Origin of the sequence: Corynebacterium belfantii (genome assembly GCF_041898185.1) — a bacterium.
GTDB classification, from domain to species: Bacteria; Actinomycetota; Actinomycetes; order Mycobacteriales; family Mycobacteriaceae; genus Corynebacterium; species Corynebacterium belfantii.
The window spans coordinates 1,249,017-1,262,851 of sequence record NZ_CP157823.1 but is presented as its reverse complement, the minus strand read 5'-3'; the positions used below and the strand labels follow the sequence as shown (position 1 = coordinate 1,262,851).

Here is a 13,835-nt window from a genome sequence, read left to right as displayed (position 1 = left end):
CATACCTACCAAAATTGGAATGACGTCCAGCGACTTGAAAGACCGATCAGCCCCCATCATCCGATTTCCGCGCCCAAACCGTGGAGGAAACAGGCTGGTGCCGAATTTCGCCCAAACCCGACCATCGTCGCTGGCAGGAGGAAAAGTGGAGGAAAAAGACAAGCCACACGGAGGAAAATACCACTGACCTGCGTTTATTACCGCAGGTCAGATAGGTTTACGGAAGCCCCCATTACGCCTTGTTATTAGCATTTTGCTAGTACAAGGCGTTTTAGTTTTTCCTATTTTCCCTAATCCAACAGACAGGCTCACATCGGAGCGTGCCTTCTTAATCCCGTCACAAATTTGATGGGATTTCACGATAAAAAGAGGTTCTCTTAACGCAGTAGGTTACAGTGGAGAGTTCATTCAACCACACTCTTCGAGACGAGAAAGCAGAACCATGACCTCCCCTGTGAAGGCCAATACTAATAAGACTCGCCCCATCAACACAGTAATCAATGTGGTTTTTGGCGCATTGATCGGACTCGCAGAGTTGGTGCCAGGGGTTTCTGGCGGCACCGTTGCTTTAGTCGCCGGCATTTATGAACGAGCAATTCACAATGGCAATGCTCTTGTCCATATTGTGCGTGTCCTAATAGGCGATCGATCCCAGCTTAAAACTTCTATCAAAAACGTGGAGTGGGGATTTTTAGCATCGGTAGCTGTGGGCATGATCGGCGCCGTTTTTACTATGTCTTCCGTGATGCATCACTTTGTTGACCACCACCCTGTAACAGCGCGTGCCCTGTTCCTAGGAATGGTTGCGGTATCAATAGTGGTTCCATTGCGTATGATTCGGGCTGAAAGTTTGAGCTCTCAGAAATTGCCAGCCCTACTTCTTTTTATAAGTGGCGCTATTGCAACGTTCTTTGCTACGAGCATGACCTCAGAGCCTAAGACTGACCCATCGCTTTTGATTGTTTTCTTCGTAGCGATGATTGCCGTGTGTGCGCTCGTCCTACCTGGCGTATCCGGCTCATTTATTTTGCTGGCGCTGGGTTTTTACGAACCAATTATCCAAGCGGTAAGTGACCGGAGCTTCACCATCATAGTAGTATTCGCTGCCGGTGCTATTACAGGATTGGCATGTTTTATCAAGGTTCTCGATGTTCTCATGACTCGCCACCACACGCTAACTTTGGCCACCATGGCCGGTATGATGCTCGGTTCGCTTCGCGCACTGTGGCCATGGCAGACGGACAATGCCGATCTTCTTTGGCCATCAGCTAATTCAGGCACAACATTTGGTTTTATTGCCTTGGGTGCAGTAGTTGTAGCTTGCGTAGTGTTCGCGGAAATTTTGCTTGAGCGTAAGAATTCACACCACAAATAACTACCCCGTTTTGCGGATACCTGCGGCAGGGATTCTTAATATTATGAAGATCATTGTATTATTTTAAGAATGACAATCCGCTCTCACGTTGTGGCTATATGTGCCACGGTCGCGTTGGCATTACCGCTTACCGCGTGTGTTACCAACGAAGAACAAGGACATCCGGATTCTTGGGTGGAAGTAACCCCAGCCGCTGTCCCCGAGATCGCTGCCATGGTTCCGCAAGATCTTGCAGATCGCGGCACTTTGGTGGCAGGCGCTAACCCACCGTTTGCACCATTCGAATTCAAAGACTCCAACCACAACATTATTGGTATGGAGATGGATTTGATGCGGGCAGTATCTGCGGTAATGGGTCTAAAATATGAGGCTCAGCAGCAAGACTTCTCATTAATTCTTCCGTCGTTAAGCGCAGGAACAATCGACGTGGGCGCCTCCGGTTTTACAGATAACGACGAGCGTCGTGAAAACTATGATTTCGTCGATTTTTTGTATGCCGGCATTCAATGGGGCGTGCAAAAGGACTCTTCAGTCTCTCGCGAAGATCCCTGCGGCCTGACCATCGCGGTACAGCGCACCACTGTGGCAGAAACCGATGATGCTCATCCTTTGCGAGAAAAATGTATCGCCGAGGGTAAAAAACCAGTAGAAATTCTTCCTTATGCCACCTCTGACCAAGCCGCTACCGCACTAGTTCTAGGGCGCGCAGATGTCTTTTCCGCAGACTCCCCCGTGGTGGGATGGGCTGTCGAACGTGCAGAGGGCAAGCTCACTACTACAGGTGAAATCTTCGATGCGGCTCCTTACGGTTTTGCTGTCCCTAAAGGATCACCTCTGGGACCAGCTATCGCCGCAGCTTTGGAGCATCTCATCAAAACTGGCGATTACCAAAAGATTTTGAACATGTGGGGAGTCAAAGAAGGTTACGTTGAGCAAGGAATGATCAACGAAAAACCCGTCTAACTCGACACTTTACGTGTATCTTCCCCGTTTATTTCCCCTCGTTAAAAGGACTTATCCATGACTTCCCCACAGCCTATTCAGGCAAAACCATTGCGGCATCCGAGCCGCTGGGTCGCTGCCATTATTATTCTCGCCCTGTTTGTTTGGTTTCTTATTAGCGCTGCCACGAACGATGCATACGGCTGGGATATTTATCGCCAGTATCTTTTTGATACACGCATCGCTTCTGCTGCAGTACATACGCTAGCTATCACGATCTTATCGATGCTCATGGGTGTCGTTTTAGGCTGCATCGTAGCAATTATGCGCATGTCGCCAAACCCTGTTTTGCGTGGTATTTCGTGGTTCTATTTGTGGATCTTCCGAGGTACTCCGGTCTACGTCCAGTTGGTGTTCTGGGGACTATTGGGCTCTATTTACAGTGGCATCAACTTGGGTTTTACCGAAATTTCGTTGGAAAACTTGCTTTCCAACATGTTTATTCTTGCAGTCGTAGGTCTTGGACTTAACGAGGCTGCTTATATGTCTGAGATTGTCCGCTCTGGTATCCAGGCAGTTCCCGAGGGGCAAACGGAAGCATCTAAGGCTTTAGGTATGAGCTGGTGGATGACGATTCGTCGTACTGTATTGCCACAAGCAATGCGTATCATCGTCCCACCTACCGGCAACGAGTTTATTTCTTTGCTGAAGACCACCTCGCTGGTTGTGGCAATCCCTTACACCTCTGAGCTCTATGGTCGTGCAACCGACATCGCAGCAGCACTTTTCGACCCAGTACCACTTTTGCTCGTTGCGGCAACGTGGTACCTAGTGATTACCTCGTTGCTCATGGTGGCCCAGCACTACTTGGAGAAGTATTACGACCGTGGCGCAACGCGTCAACTCACTGCACGTCAACTCGCGGCACTTGCTGACGCTGAAGGCACTCTTCCTAAGAATGTTGACATCATTGCAGAAACACCCAAACCTCACACTCCCCGCACTCCTAAGAAAGGTGCCTAAGCCATGACGGACAATCTCATGATTGATGCACAGAAACTGTGTAAAAACTACGGCCAGCTGAGTGTGCTTAAAGGTATCGACCTCCAGGTTCCCCAAGGAACAGTGACGTGTCTTATCGGCCCGTCTGGCTCGGGTAAGTCCACACTGCTTCGCTGTGTGAATCACCTCGAGAAGATCTCCGGTGGTCGCCTTTATGTTGATGGTGAACTCATTGGGTATCGCGAACGCGGTGGAGTTTTGTACGAAATTTCCGAAAAAGAAGCTGCCCGACAGCGCTCCGGTATCGGTATGGTGTTCCAAAACTTCAATTTGTTCCCGCATAGAACAGTCATTGAAAACATTATCGAGGCACCCGTGCACGTTAAGGGTGTCTCGGAATCGGAGGCTCGTTCTCGCGGAATGGCGCTGCTCAAGCAAGTGGGGTTGGAGCATAAGGCAGACGCATATCCAGCCCAGTTGTCCGGTGGCCAACAGCAGCGCGTAGCAATTGCCCGTGCAGTCGCTATGGAGCCAAAGCTCATGCTTTTCGACGAACCCACTTCTGCTCTAGATCCTGAGCTCGTTGGTGAAGTACTTCGCGTTATGCGAGAACTAGCTCAAGGTGGAATGACCATGCTCGTGGTTACCCATGAGATGGGCTTCGCACGCGAGGTTGCCGATACCGTAGCTTTCATGGATGGTGGCGTTATTGTGGAGCAAGGCCCAGCTGAACAGGTGATTGATAACCCTCAGCACGAGCGCACCAAGGCATTCCTTTCAAGCCTTCTGTAAGTTTTGATTTTATAAAGGCACCAGAGTGCTCCACGACTGTCTCTGTCGTGGGGGCACCTTTTATAGGATCCCCGCCAATCCGCGAACAACAGCGGATACCCCACCACCTGTAGCTAAGAGCAAAGCGAGCTTTCGTGCGTGAGTTCGGCTCACCATTCTCGAGGCCCTAGCACCGAGACTGATACCCAAAAACATTCCGGTAATGCCTAGGATCCACACCCATGCTGATATCTGTGAAATTGTTCCTGCACCTGAGACAATTTTTACGATGAAGGATACAAGTCCCGAAATAACAAATATGGGTTGTAGAGTTGCAGCGAAGCGCTGTTGATCCCACTTTGACGCTTGGGCATACACAGTGATCGCAGGACCTGCGACCCCAGCAAGGGTATTCATAAACCCACCAGCGATACCCGCCACTATTGCGGGAATCTTTCCGCGTGCCGGTGGTAGATAAGTCGCCCCGAATACCACTAATGCCAATGCAACTAAGAGAAGAAATCCTACTAGAAGTTGAAGTAATGATGTTGAAACTTGGGTGATGAGCCAGGCACCGGGGATTGTTCCAAGAATGAGCACTGAACCGATCAACGCGCACTTTTTCCATTCGACATGTTTACGGACATTGATGGTGATGAAAACCGCGTTAATGGCCGCCAATATGTTGAGAACGAGAATTCCTTCGACGGGACCAAGGAGTAATGCGAGAATGGGGCCGGCGACAAGCCCAAGCCCCATTCCAGACATTCGTTGAAGTAATGAACCGATTATTACGATTATTAAGACAACAAGTGCAAATCCCATAGTTAGCTATTTACTTTCTCCACAATCGCTGCGGCTACAGCTGGTGGCAACATATCTGAGACGTCCCCACCATATTTAGTTACTTCCTTACAGAGTGTAGAAGAAATGTAACCATATTGTGGATCTGTCATTAAAAACAGGGTGTCTACACCAGATAGCTTTCGGTTCATCTGAGCCATGGGTAGCTCATATTCATAATCCAATGCCGTTCGAAGCCCTTTGACGATTGCATCGATACCGTGGGCCGTAGTGTAATCAACAAGGAGGCCTGCCCAGTTATCCACTTTGACATTCACGAAATGCGCGGTGGATTCTTTAATGAGGGCAAGGCGTTCATCGACGGTAAACATACCTGAGGGCTTATTGGGGTTAGCAGTCACTAAAACAGTGACCTCGTCGTATTGCTGGGCAGCCCTTCCAATGATGTCAAGATGCCCCATAGTTACTGGGTCAAAAGATCCTGGGCACACTGCTTTACGCATGATGTGTTTACTCCTCTACGAGCTCAGCGTGGAAAACGGCCATGTCCATTCGCGCAATCCCGAATGTGCGCTTTTTTAGCTTCTGAGTGGTAGGCATGAAGCATGCTGGCCATGCCGTTTCGGGAGAATCACGGTGTCGTTCAACCACTACTGCTGCCCTATCTACCAGCGCAGGAATGAGTGCATGAAGCATTTCGACGACTGCCTGATCGTCAAGATCATAAGGTGGGTCTGCTAACACCATATCGAAATGATTCTGCGGTGCTGAAGCGACATAAGTGGATGCTTTCATCTCTACGACATCAACGTGAGGGTGTCCAACAACGGCAATATTATGACGGATGATAGCGACAGCCTTCGGGTTGTTTTCTACCAAAACAACCGACTCGGCACCACGGCTAGCAGCCTCTAAACCCAATGCACCAGATCCCGCAAATAAATCCAAGACACGTGCACCGGCAAAACCAAAACGCACTTGGAGTGAGGAAAATAGGCCTTCACGTGCTCTATCTGATGTGGGCCTCGTCCCGTGCTCTGGAACTTTAATGGTTCGTCCGCGGGCTTCACCTGAAATGATACGGGTCATGGCTTCTCCTGACTCACGACTCGGAGGAGTACGTCTCCCCCAACAACATCGTCAAAATCGTTACTCGTTATTTCAGCGACGATACCTGGCCCCGGCGCGATGATGGGTGCTTCGAGTTTGGTTGCTTCGACGGAGGCGAGTTCTTGTCCAGTGGTGACTGTGTCTCCTTGGGAGACTTTATAGTGGACTATTCCGGCGAATGGGGCGCAGATCTTCATGTTTGTTACTTTATCGCATGGGGGTGGTTATGACTTATCGATGTAGGTCTGGGTGGTGTCGTCGATGTCGGCGACGAGGTGGCGTGCTAGTTGGGGGTTGTGTGTGACGATGTGGGTTGCGTCGGTGTTGGCGCGTTCGATGAGTTCTTTGTCGTGGATGAAGCTGATGATTCTGTTGGTGTGTCCGGATTGTTGTGTGCCGAGGATGTTGCCTTCGTGTCGGTAGGTGAGGTCGATTTCGGCGAGTTCGAATCCGTCTGTGGTTGCTGCGACGGCTGTGACTCGGTTGTGGGCGGGTGTTGTTGGTTGTGCGGTTGTGTGGAAGAAGCAGATGGAGTCGTTGCCGCCTCGTCCGACTCGGCCGCGGAGTTGGTGGAGCTGTGATACGCCGAAGTTTTCGGATTCGCGGATGAGCATGACGGTGGCGTTGGGGACGTCGATTCCGACTTCGATGACGGTAGTGGCTACAAGGACGTCGATAGTTCCGGCGGCGAAGGCTTTCATGGTGGAGTCTTTGTCTTCGGGGTGCATGGCGCCGTGGAGCATGGCGATGCGGTAGTTGGCGAGTATGCCTGTGGTGAGTTGGTGGGTGGTTTCTTCTACTCCACCGGAGTCTTTGATTTTGGGGCAGACTATGTAGATTTGGTGGCCTTTGTCGATTTCTTCGCGTATGCGTTCCCACATGCGTGTGGTCCATGTGGTGTGTTGGTGGTCGATGACGTAGCTGTGTATGGGGCGTCGTCCGCCGGGGAGTTGTTTGAGGGTTGAGACGCTGAGGTCGCCGAATGCTGTCATGGCGATGGATCGTGGGATGGGGGTTGCTGTCATGACGAGGACGTGTGGGGTGTTGGTGTCGCGGCCTTGGTTGCGGAGGTGGTCGCGTTGTTCGACTCCGAATCGGTGTTGTTCGTCGATGACGCAGAGTGCGAGGTCGAAGAATTCGATTCCTTCTTGGATGAGGGTGTGGGTTCCGATGATAAGGTTTGCGTCGCCGGAGATGATGTTGAGGAGGGCTTTTCTGCGTTGTTCGGTGGGTAGTGATCCGGTGAGAAGGGTGACGTTGATGTTGATGCCGGCGTTGGTGAGTTGTTGGGTGATGGATGTTGCGTGTTGTGCTGCGAGTACTTCGGTGGGTGCGAGTAGTACGCATTGTTTGCCGTCGTCGATGACTTGGAGCATGGCGAGGAGTGAGACGATGGTTTTTCCGGATCCTACTTCGCCTTGTAGGAGGCGGGACATGGGGGTGGGTTGTGCGAGGTCTGTGCTTATTTCGGTGAGGACGTTGTGTTGGCCTTCGGTTAGTTCGAATGGGAGGTGGCTGAGCATGTGCGCGCGTAGGCCATCGTTGGTTGGAGGTATGGGGTATGCGTGTCGACGTTGTGTGTCGGCGCGTCGTAGTGCCATGACGAGTGCGAGGGTGAGGGCTTCGTTGTATTTGATGCGTGTGATGTAGGGCTGGGGGCCGTGTTCGTCTGGTTCGTGGATGCCGCGTAGTGCTTGGTCGAAGCTGGGGAGGTCGTGGGGTGCGAATTCGTGGAGTGGATCTGCGATGTGTGGGGTGTGGGTAAGGATGTTGTGGACGGCGCCGAGGATGCGCCAGGTGGGGATTGCTTTTTTGGCTGGGTAGACCGGTAGGTAGCTCATGGCGACGAGGATGTCGGTGATGTCGTCGAGTTCGCCGGTGGTTGATAGTGCTTGCATTCCGCCGGTTCCGGTTGCTTTTTTGCCTTTTTCTGGGAAGAGGAAGAAGTCGGGGTGCTGGAGTTGTGGGGTGTTGCGGAAGAATTTGAGTTTTCCGGTGAAGATTCCTTGTGCTCCGCGGGTGAGGACTTTTTTGATCCATGTGGCACGGAAAAATGTGGCGGTGCTGCGGCTAAAGCCGTCGGAGATGACGACGGAGTAGATGCTGTGTCCGTTGCGATCGGGTTGTTCGTGGGTGTCGACGATGGTTCCGACGCAGGTGATGATGTCGCCTTCTTCTGCGGCTTCGGCTGCGAGTCCGGTGCCGTGGGCTGAGTATCCGCGTGGGAAGTGTTGGAGTAGGTCTTCGACGGTGGTGAAGCTGAAGTGTCGAGCGAACGCTTTTGTTTCTTTGGCTGGCAAGAGTTGTGCCAGTGGTCGTTGGTCGTGCCAGCCGAGCATGGTGTTATTCCACTCCGATTTCGATGAGAGCTCCGAGACGATCTACATCGTACTGGTTGATTTCTACATCGGTGTGAGGTCCGGTCAGTGAGTGGTCATCGGGGGTAAGCGCTAGTTCTTCGCGAGCGAGGATGAGTATTTGTTCGCCGCCAATGTCGAGGAGGCGACGGCAGGCAATTCGGAGTGCTTCTTCGGGTTGTTCCGCTACGGCGATGGGTTCGGTGCCGAGGTGGACGATGAGGTCGCCTTTGGCGCAGGCGCCGGCTGGGGTGAGTGCTGCGTGTTCTGCGCGTTCGATGACTGCTGTTCGCATTCCGCTCATGGCTTCGGTCATGGCATAGGTTGCTACGGCGAGGCTTTGGTGTGGGTCGTGGACTGATAGTGCTGCGAGTCCGCGTACCAGGCTTCCGGTTGGCAGCATGGTGATGGATTGTTTGAAGGCTTGGCTGGAGCGTTCGACGGCGGCCATTTCTCGGGTGGTCAGGAGCCCATTGGGCAGGAGGATGACTTCTTGTGCGCCGCTTTGGTGAGAGCGTGTGACGAGTTCGTTGACAATATCGATTCCGTCGGCAAGTGGTGTTTCGGCTTGGCCTAGGTTTGTGCTTCGTGCAATGGCAAAGTGGTGTCCGTCGCGAACGACGACTAGTGCTCCTGCCTCGGTGTAGAGCTGGGCTAGATCACCTGGTGGGGTTAGTGCGAGAACGATGCGTTTAGGGTGCACAACCTTGGGGGTTTCGGGGAGGACTTCGATGTGGAGATCCGTGATCGTTCCTGTTGCGTACAGTGTTGAAATTACGGTAGCCGCGTCGGTGGAGTGGATGTGTACGGTTGCCGAGGTTTCGCTGATCGGTCCGATCACAAGGCAGTCGCCGAGGGGTGCCAGCAGATCATGGAGGTAGGATACTTCTACCCCATCAATAAAGCACATGACTTCTAGATAGCCGCTTGTGCCATGTTTTTGCTGGGGTTGTTCTGCGGTGTCTGGTGTTTGACCGTCGTATGGGCTTGCGGTGCCGGTGACAACGTGTTCGAGGCAATCGAGAAGGATGACAAGGCCTTGGCCTCCGGCGTCGACTACTTTGGCTTCTCGTAGGACTTCTAATTGTGAGGGTGTCTCAGCCAGTGCGATCCGCGCAGCATGGGCTGCTTCGTGGACGACGGTTGCAAGACTGCTATCTGTGGAATTTGTTGCAGCAATTGCCGCCGCTCTGAGCACCGTGATGACGGTGCCTTCTACGGGATCGGAAATTGCGGTTGCAACAAAGTCAAGGGAGGATCGCAGAGCTTCTTGGATCACGTGGGCGTCGATACGCCCGCTGTCAGCATGGTGCGCTATGCCGCGTAGTACTTGGCTGAGCACGACGCCGGAATTTCCCCGTGCACCTTTGACTGCGCCTGTGGCCAATGCCATGGCGACTGTTGCTAGGTCGTCTGGGTTGTCTACGCTCTGGGCTTGTTGCACAGCGGCTGTCATTGTGTGTGCCATGTTGGATCCGGTGTCGGAATCAGGCACAGGAAATACGTTAAGGGCGTTGATCTCGTCCCGGCGCGCAACGAGTTCTGCGGTGGCGGTGGTCGCCCATGTGAGAAGGTCGTGTGCACCGAGGAACGTGATGTTTGGCATGAAAAAATAGTGTAGTGGTTGAAGGTGGGTGTGGGATGGTTTTGCACAGGGGCTTTATAGTTCCCAGTTGATGGGGGTGGTGCCTAGTTGTTCGAGGATGGAGTTGGCTCGGCTAAATGGGCGAGAGCCGAAGAATCCGCGGGAGGCTGATAGTGGTGATGGGTGTGGTGAGGTGATGACGGGGGTGGTGCCGAGGAATGCTTGGGTTGTTTGGGCGTCTTTGCCCCACAGGATTGCGACGAGTGGTGTGTTGCGTTGTGCTAGTGCTCGGATGGCGGTTTCGGTGATTATTTCCCATCCTTTTTTACGGTGAGAGCCTGCGTTTCCGGGTTGGACGCTAAGGACTCTGTTGAACAGTGCTACGCCTTGGCGTGACCATGCGGTGAGGTCGCCGTCTGTGGGAGCCGGGATGCTGAGGTCAGTGGACAGTTCTTTGAAGATGTTTGCGAGGCTGCGTGGAAGTGGACGTACGCCAGGTTGTGTGGAAAACGAGAGTCCCATGGCGTGCCCTGGTGTTGGGTAGGGGTCTTGGCCAACGATGAGTACTTTGACGTCGTCGAAGGGGTATTGGAATGCACGGAGTATGTCTGATCCTGCGGGCAAGTAGCCACGGCCTTGGGCGATTTCATTGCGGAGGAAGTCACCCATGACGTGGATGTTTTCGGTCACGGGTGCTAGTGGTTCTATCCATGAGGGATGAACCGGTAGTGGTGTGTTGTTCATGTTTAAAAGCTCACCCATCCATCGTCGTATGCTGGTGCTTCGCCGCCGACGAGGACTTCGCCGGTGGCGTGAGTTGGTTGGTTGCTGCGTTTAATGACCGTACCGATTTTTCGGAATCCGGTAGGTACTGCGTGCGCTGTTGTTCCCATGAGTGTGTGGTCTTCTCCACCGCCTAAGACCCAGTGCCATGGGTCTTCTTCGAGGATTTCGGCTGCTTCATACATGAGGTCGCTGGGTTGGATGGCGCTGGGGTCCAAGTCCATGACTACACCGGATTTGCGAGCCATGGTGCGCAGATCCACGATGAGGCCATCGGAGTTGTCGGTGAGGGAGGATACGCCTGCGGCACGTGCGACAAAGCCGCGTCCTTCGGGAACATAGGTTGCGCAGTGTGCTGATACTAATGGCATGAATCGTTCGGGGATGCCGTCTCTGCCGAATCTGTTGAGCAAGGCTAGTCCTGCGGCTGATTCTCCGATCACTCCACTAGCGATCACGGTATGACCCGAGCGGGCACGGTCGAGGGCAAGTTCAGGGAGTGAGCCGCCGAGCTGGCCTACGGCTGTGACGGATAAGACGATGGCGTTGCCGTCGGTGATGTCGCCGCCCACGAGTTCTGCTGAGTAGTCGCTGACGCGTTCTGAGATTCCGCGTGCTAGGTCGGAAACGAACTGTAGTCGTGTATATGCGGGTGCGGATAGGGCTAGCAGCGCTGCGACGGGTCGCGCTCCCATGGCTTCGATGTCGGCGAAGTTTTGGGTGATGGCTTTGCGGCCGATTTCTGCTGGGGTGGACCAGTCGAGGCGGAAGTGCTGGTTTTCTACGAGCATGTCGGTGGTGACAACTGCTCTGGAGTTTGCACCAGCATGACTGAGGACTGCTGCGTCGTCGCCGTTACGAGAACTTGGTGCGTGTGCGGTGATGACGTTGATGGCGGCTTGCTCGCCTACTTCTTTGAGGGTGGGGTTGTTTCGGATGTGTTCTTCAGTCACGGTGGTGGGTACTCCTCGGTGATGGGGTCCGGTGTGGTTTCGATAGTAGGCCACTTCTTGGCAGGTTCTCTATCTGATCTACTATGTGCTTATGCACTCAGATGATTCTTTTCGCCGCGGTCCGATCGTTATAGCTTTGGTGTTATCCATTGTGTTAGTTGTCGGTGTTTTGGCCGGTGCCAAGCTTGTGTACGACAAGGCTGCGCATCAGCCGGTGGCGATGTCGGATGTGGGATCTCCGTTGGGGGATTCTGCGCAGTGCCATGATTTTTTGGAGGCGCTCCCCGAGCATGTTTTAGGCCATAAGCGTGCCCAGATTGCTGATCCTGCGCCGGCTGGGGCTGCTGCGTGGCAGTCTGATTCCACTCGGCGCGTTACGATTCGCTGTGGAGTGGACGCACCGTTGCAATTCACCGCATTATCTGAGCGTATCGACGTCGCCAACGCCGAGTGGATGGAGGTGGGTGATGCCACGCCGGGCTCGACATTACGCACGTGGTATTCAGTCAACCGCTTCCCTATTGTTGCAGTAACTGCAGATGCCGAGGCTCTCGGAGAGCACGAGACACCTTTGGAGGAGCTTGAGGGCGCAGTATCTGTATTAGAGAACAAGGAAACGAAGCCGCACCCTATTCCGCTGACGAATCTTCAGGTTCATGCTGGTGAGGATCACTCTGCGACGTGTCGTGCATTGCTGAAGTCGGTTCCGGATAGCTTTGGTAAAGACATTACATACCGAAAGAACACCACTGTTTCGCTTCCTGATGGTAGTGCCGTGTGGACTGCGGCTGGTTTCGAACCAGTTGTATTGCGCTGTGGTGTTGAGTTCCCAGAATCTTATAAAGCTGGTGAACGCCTCAATCAGATCAATTCGGTTCCGTGGTTTGAAGACACCACGTTGCGTAACGGTACGACGGCATCGACGCACTATGCATTAGACCAAAAAGCTACGGTCGCGGTGAACCTGCCTCATGAGGCCGGTAACGCCGCGCTCGTAGCGATTACTGAGGCGTTGGAGTCGATTCGCTAACGCAAATTATTTGTGCAAGGCCTGCTCGATCAAGTTATCGAGCAGCTGCGTATAACCGATATCTGTTGCCTCGAATACCTGGGGGTACATCGAAATAGGGGTAAACCCTGGCATGGTATTGATCTCATTGAGCACAAGTCCATGATCGGTGACAAAGAAGTCCACGCGTGCCAAACCACGGCAACTTAAAGCTGTGAAAGCCTTCAGCGACAGCTCTTGAATCAACGCAATAGTTTCCGCGTCGAAGGGCGCTGGAATGTGAGCGGTGACCACATCGTCGAGGTACTTGGTATCAAAACCATAGAAACCTTCGTCACCTTCATCGGTATCTTGCAGCTGGGCGGGAACAGACGCCATCAGGGAACCGTCGATACGCTCAAGCACGCCGCATTCGACCTCTACACCCACAATTTCGGCTTCGACGATAACCTTAGAATCGTGCTCGCGCGCAAGACTTAACGCCGCGTCCCATTCGCTCCAATCAGCTACACGAGAAATACCAATAGATGATCCACCACGGGCAGGTTTTACAAACACTGGCAGACCAAGCTCGCGCTTATGTTCTTCAGTCAAAGTTTCCGAGCCGCGAAGGATAACTTCCTTGCCAACTGGCAGCCCCTCAGCCGCCATGAGTTTCTTAGTAAATTCCTTGTCCATTCCGCAGGCGGAGCTCAACACACCAGTTCCAACATAAGGCACTCCAGATAGCTCAAAAAGGCCTTGGATCGTACCGTCTTCACCAAAGCGACCATGCAAGACTGGGAAGACTACATCGACTTTGGCATAAAGCGATCCGTCCTCGAAGCGTAGTTCGCCAGCGGTAGTTGGGTTGACCGACAGCGATACTTCCCTTGTGAACTGAACCTCAGGCATCACGCGGTCGACAGTCTTAAGCCGGCTAGGATCTGATTCTCCTACAGTCCACACACCGTCATGCGTAATTCCTACTGGGAACACCTCGTAGCGCTGCGGATCAAGGTGCGCCATGATAGCGCCGGCAGACACACACGACACGGAGTGTTCTGAGCTACGACCACCGTAGATGATGGCAACTTTAATACGAGGAGTTTCTGAAGAGTTCTGTGCTGAAAGATTTTGGCTCACAGACGGAAATTCTACCCTG

At 53.1% G+C, this 13,835-nt stretch carries 14 protein-coding genes; 5 read left to right on the top strand and 9 right to left on the bottom strand.

What is annotated here, in order from left to right; translation table 11 throughout:
- The first annotated feature begins 442 nt into the window (after window positions 1-442).
- From ABMV07_RS06410 to ABMV07_RS06395, 4 genes are all read left to right on the top strand, one after another.
- The gene (locus ABMV07_RS06410) at window positions 443-1,375 is read left to right on the top strand and encodes a DUF368 domain-containing protein (protein ID WP_374064976.1); all 933 of its coding nucleotides are present in this window, start codon (window positions 443-445) and stop codon (window positions 1,373-1,375) included.
- Window positions 1,376-1,444: 69 nt separating this feature from the next.
- Window positions 1,445-2,338: an ABC transporter substrate-binding protein gene (locus tag ABMV07_RS06405; RefSeq protein WP_088266753.1), complete on the top strand. Its 894-nt coding sequence runs from the start codon at window positions 1,445-1,447 to the stop codon at window positions 2,336-2,338.
- 57 nt (window positions 2,339-2,395) lie between these two features.
- The gene (locus ABMV07_RS06400) at window positions 2,396-3,340 is read left to right on the top strand and encodes an amino acid ABC transporter permease (protein WP_182000664.1); all 945 of its coding nucleotides are present in this window, start codon (window positions 2,396-2,398) and stop codon (window positions 3,338-3,340) included.
- A gap of 3 nt (window positions 3,341-3,343) precedes the next feature.
- Entirely contained in the window at window positions 3,344-4,111 is a 768-nt protein-coding gene (locus ABMV07_RS06395) for an amino acid ABC transporter ATP-binding protein (protein WP_003851262.1), read from the top strand.
- Window positions 4,112-4,171: 60 nt separating this feature from the next.
- On the opposite strand, the gene ABMV07_RS06390 is transcribed toward ABMV07_RS06395, so the two are convergent.
- From ABMV07_RS06390 to ABMV07_RS06355, 8 genes are read right to left on the bottom strand one after another with little or no spacing between them, the layout of a single operon-like run.
- Window positions 4,172-4,915 (bottom strand): TSUP family transporter, encoded by a 744-nt coding sequence (locus tag ABMV07_RS06390; RefSeq protein WP_374064975.1) that lies wholly within the window; start codon window positions 4,913-4,915, stop codon window positions 4,172-4,174.
- 2 nt (window positions 4,916-4,917) lie between these two features.
- A complete protein-coding gene (gene coaD, locus ABMV07_RS06385; protein ID WP_082258443.1) occupies window positions 4,918-5,397 on the bottom strand; it encodes a pantetheine-phosphate adenylyltransferase in 480 nt (159 codons plus the stop codon).
- Window positions 5,398-5,404: 7 nt separating this feature from the next.
- Window positions 5,405-5,983, bottom strand: coding sequence for a 16S rRNA (guanine(966)-N(2))-methyltransferase RsmD (rsmD, locus tag ABMV07_RS06380; protein WP_088266755.1), 579 nt, complete (start codon window positions 5,981-5,983; stop codon window positions 5,405-5,407).
- Entirely contained in the window at window positions 5,980-6,201 is a 222-nt protein-coding gene (locus tag ABMV07_RS06375; RefSeq protein ID WP_016830212.1) for an acetyl-CoA carboxylase biotin carboxyl carrier protein subunit, read from the bottom strand. The genes rsmD and ABMV07_RS06375 overlap by 4 nt, the downstream gene beginning before the upstream one ends.
- 27 nt (window positions 6,202-6,228) lie before the next feature.
- Window positions 6,229-8,343, bottom strand: coding sequence for an ATP-dependent DNA helicase RecG (locus ABMV07_RS06370; RefSeq protein ID WP_374064974.1), 2,115 nt, complete (start codon window positions 8,341-8,343; stop codon window positions 6,229-6,231).
- Window positions 8,344-8,347: 4 nt separating this feature from the next.
- The gene (locus ABMV07_RS06365) at window positions 8,348-9,967 is read right to left on the bottom strand and encodes a DAK2 domain-containing protein (protein WP_088266757.1); all 1,620 of its coding nucleotides are present in this window, start codon (window positions 9,965-9,967) and stop codon (window positions 8,348-8,350) included.
- Between the two features lie 54 nt (window positions 9,968-10,021).
- Window positions 10,022-10,690 (bottom strand): uracil-DNA glycosylase, encoded by a 669-nt coding sequence (locus ABMV07_RS06360; protein ID WP_088266758.1) that lies wholly within the window; start codon window positions 10,688-10,690, stop codon window positions 10,022-10,024.
- A 2-nt stretch (window positions 10,691-10,692) separates the two neighbouring features.
- Entirely contained in the window at window positions 10,693-11,682 is a 990-nt protein-coding gene (locus tag ABMV07_RS06355; protein ID WP_196981496.1) for a thiamine-phosphate kinase, read from the bottom strand.
- A 91-nt stretch (window positions 11,683-11,773) separates the two neighbouring features.
- Here ABMV07_RS06355 and ABMV07_RS06350 point away from each other — a divergent pair, with 91 nt between their 5' ends.
- The gene (locus ABMV07_RS06350) at window positions 11,774-12,712 is read left to right on the top strand and encodes a DUF3515 domain-containing protein (RefSeq protein WP_088266760.1); all 939 of its coding nucleotides are present in this window, start codon (window positions 11,774-11,776) and stop codon (window positions 12,710-12,712) included.
- 6 nt (window positions 12,713-12,718) lie between these two features.
- Here the strand turns inward: ABMV07_RS06350 and ABMV07_RS06345 are convergent, their stop codons facing one another.
- A complete protein-coding gene (locus ABMV07_RS06345) occupies window positions 12,719-13,816 on the bottom strand; it encodes a D-alanine--D-alanine ligase family protein (protein ID WP_196977954.1) in 1,098 nt (365 codons plus the stop codon).
- Window positions 13,817-13,835 lie beyond the last annotated feature (19 nt).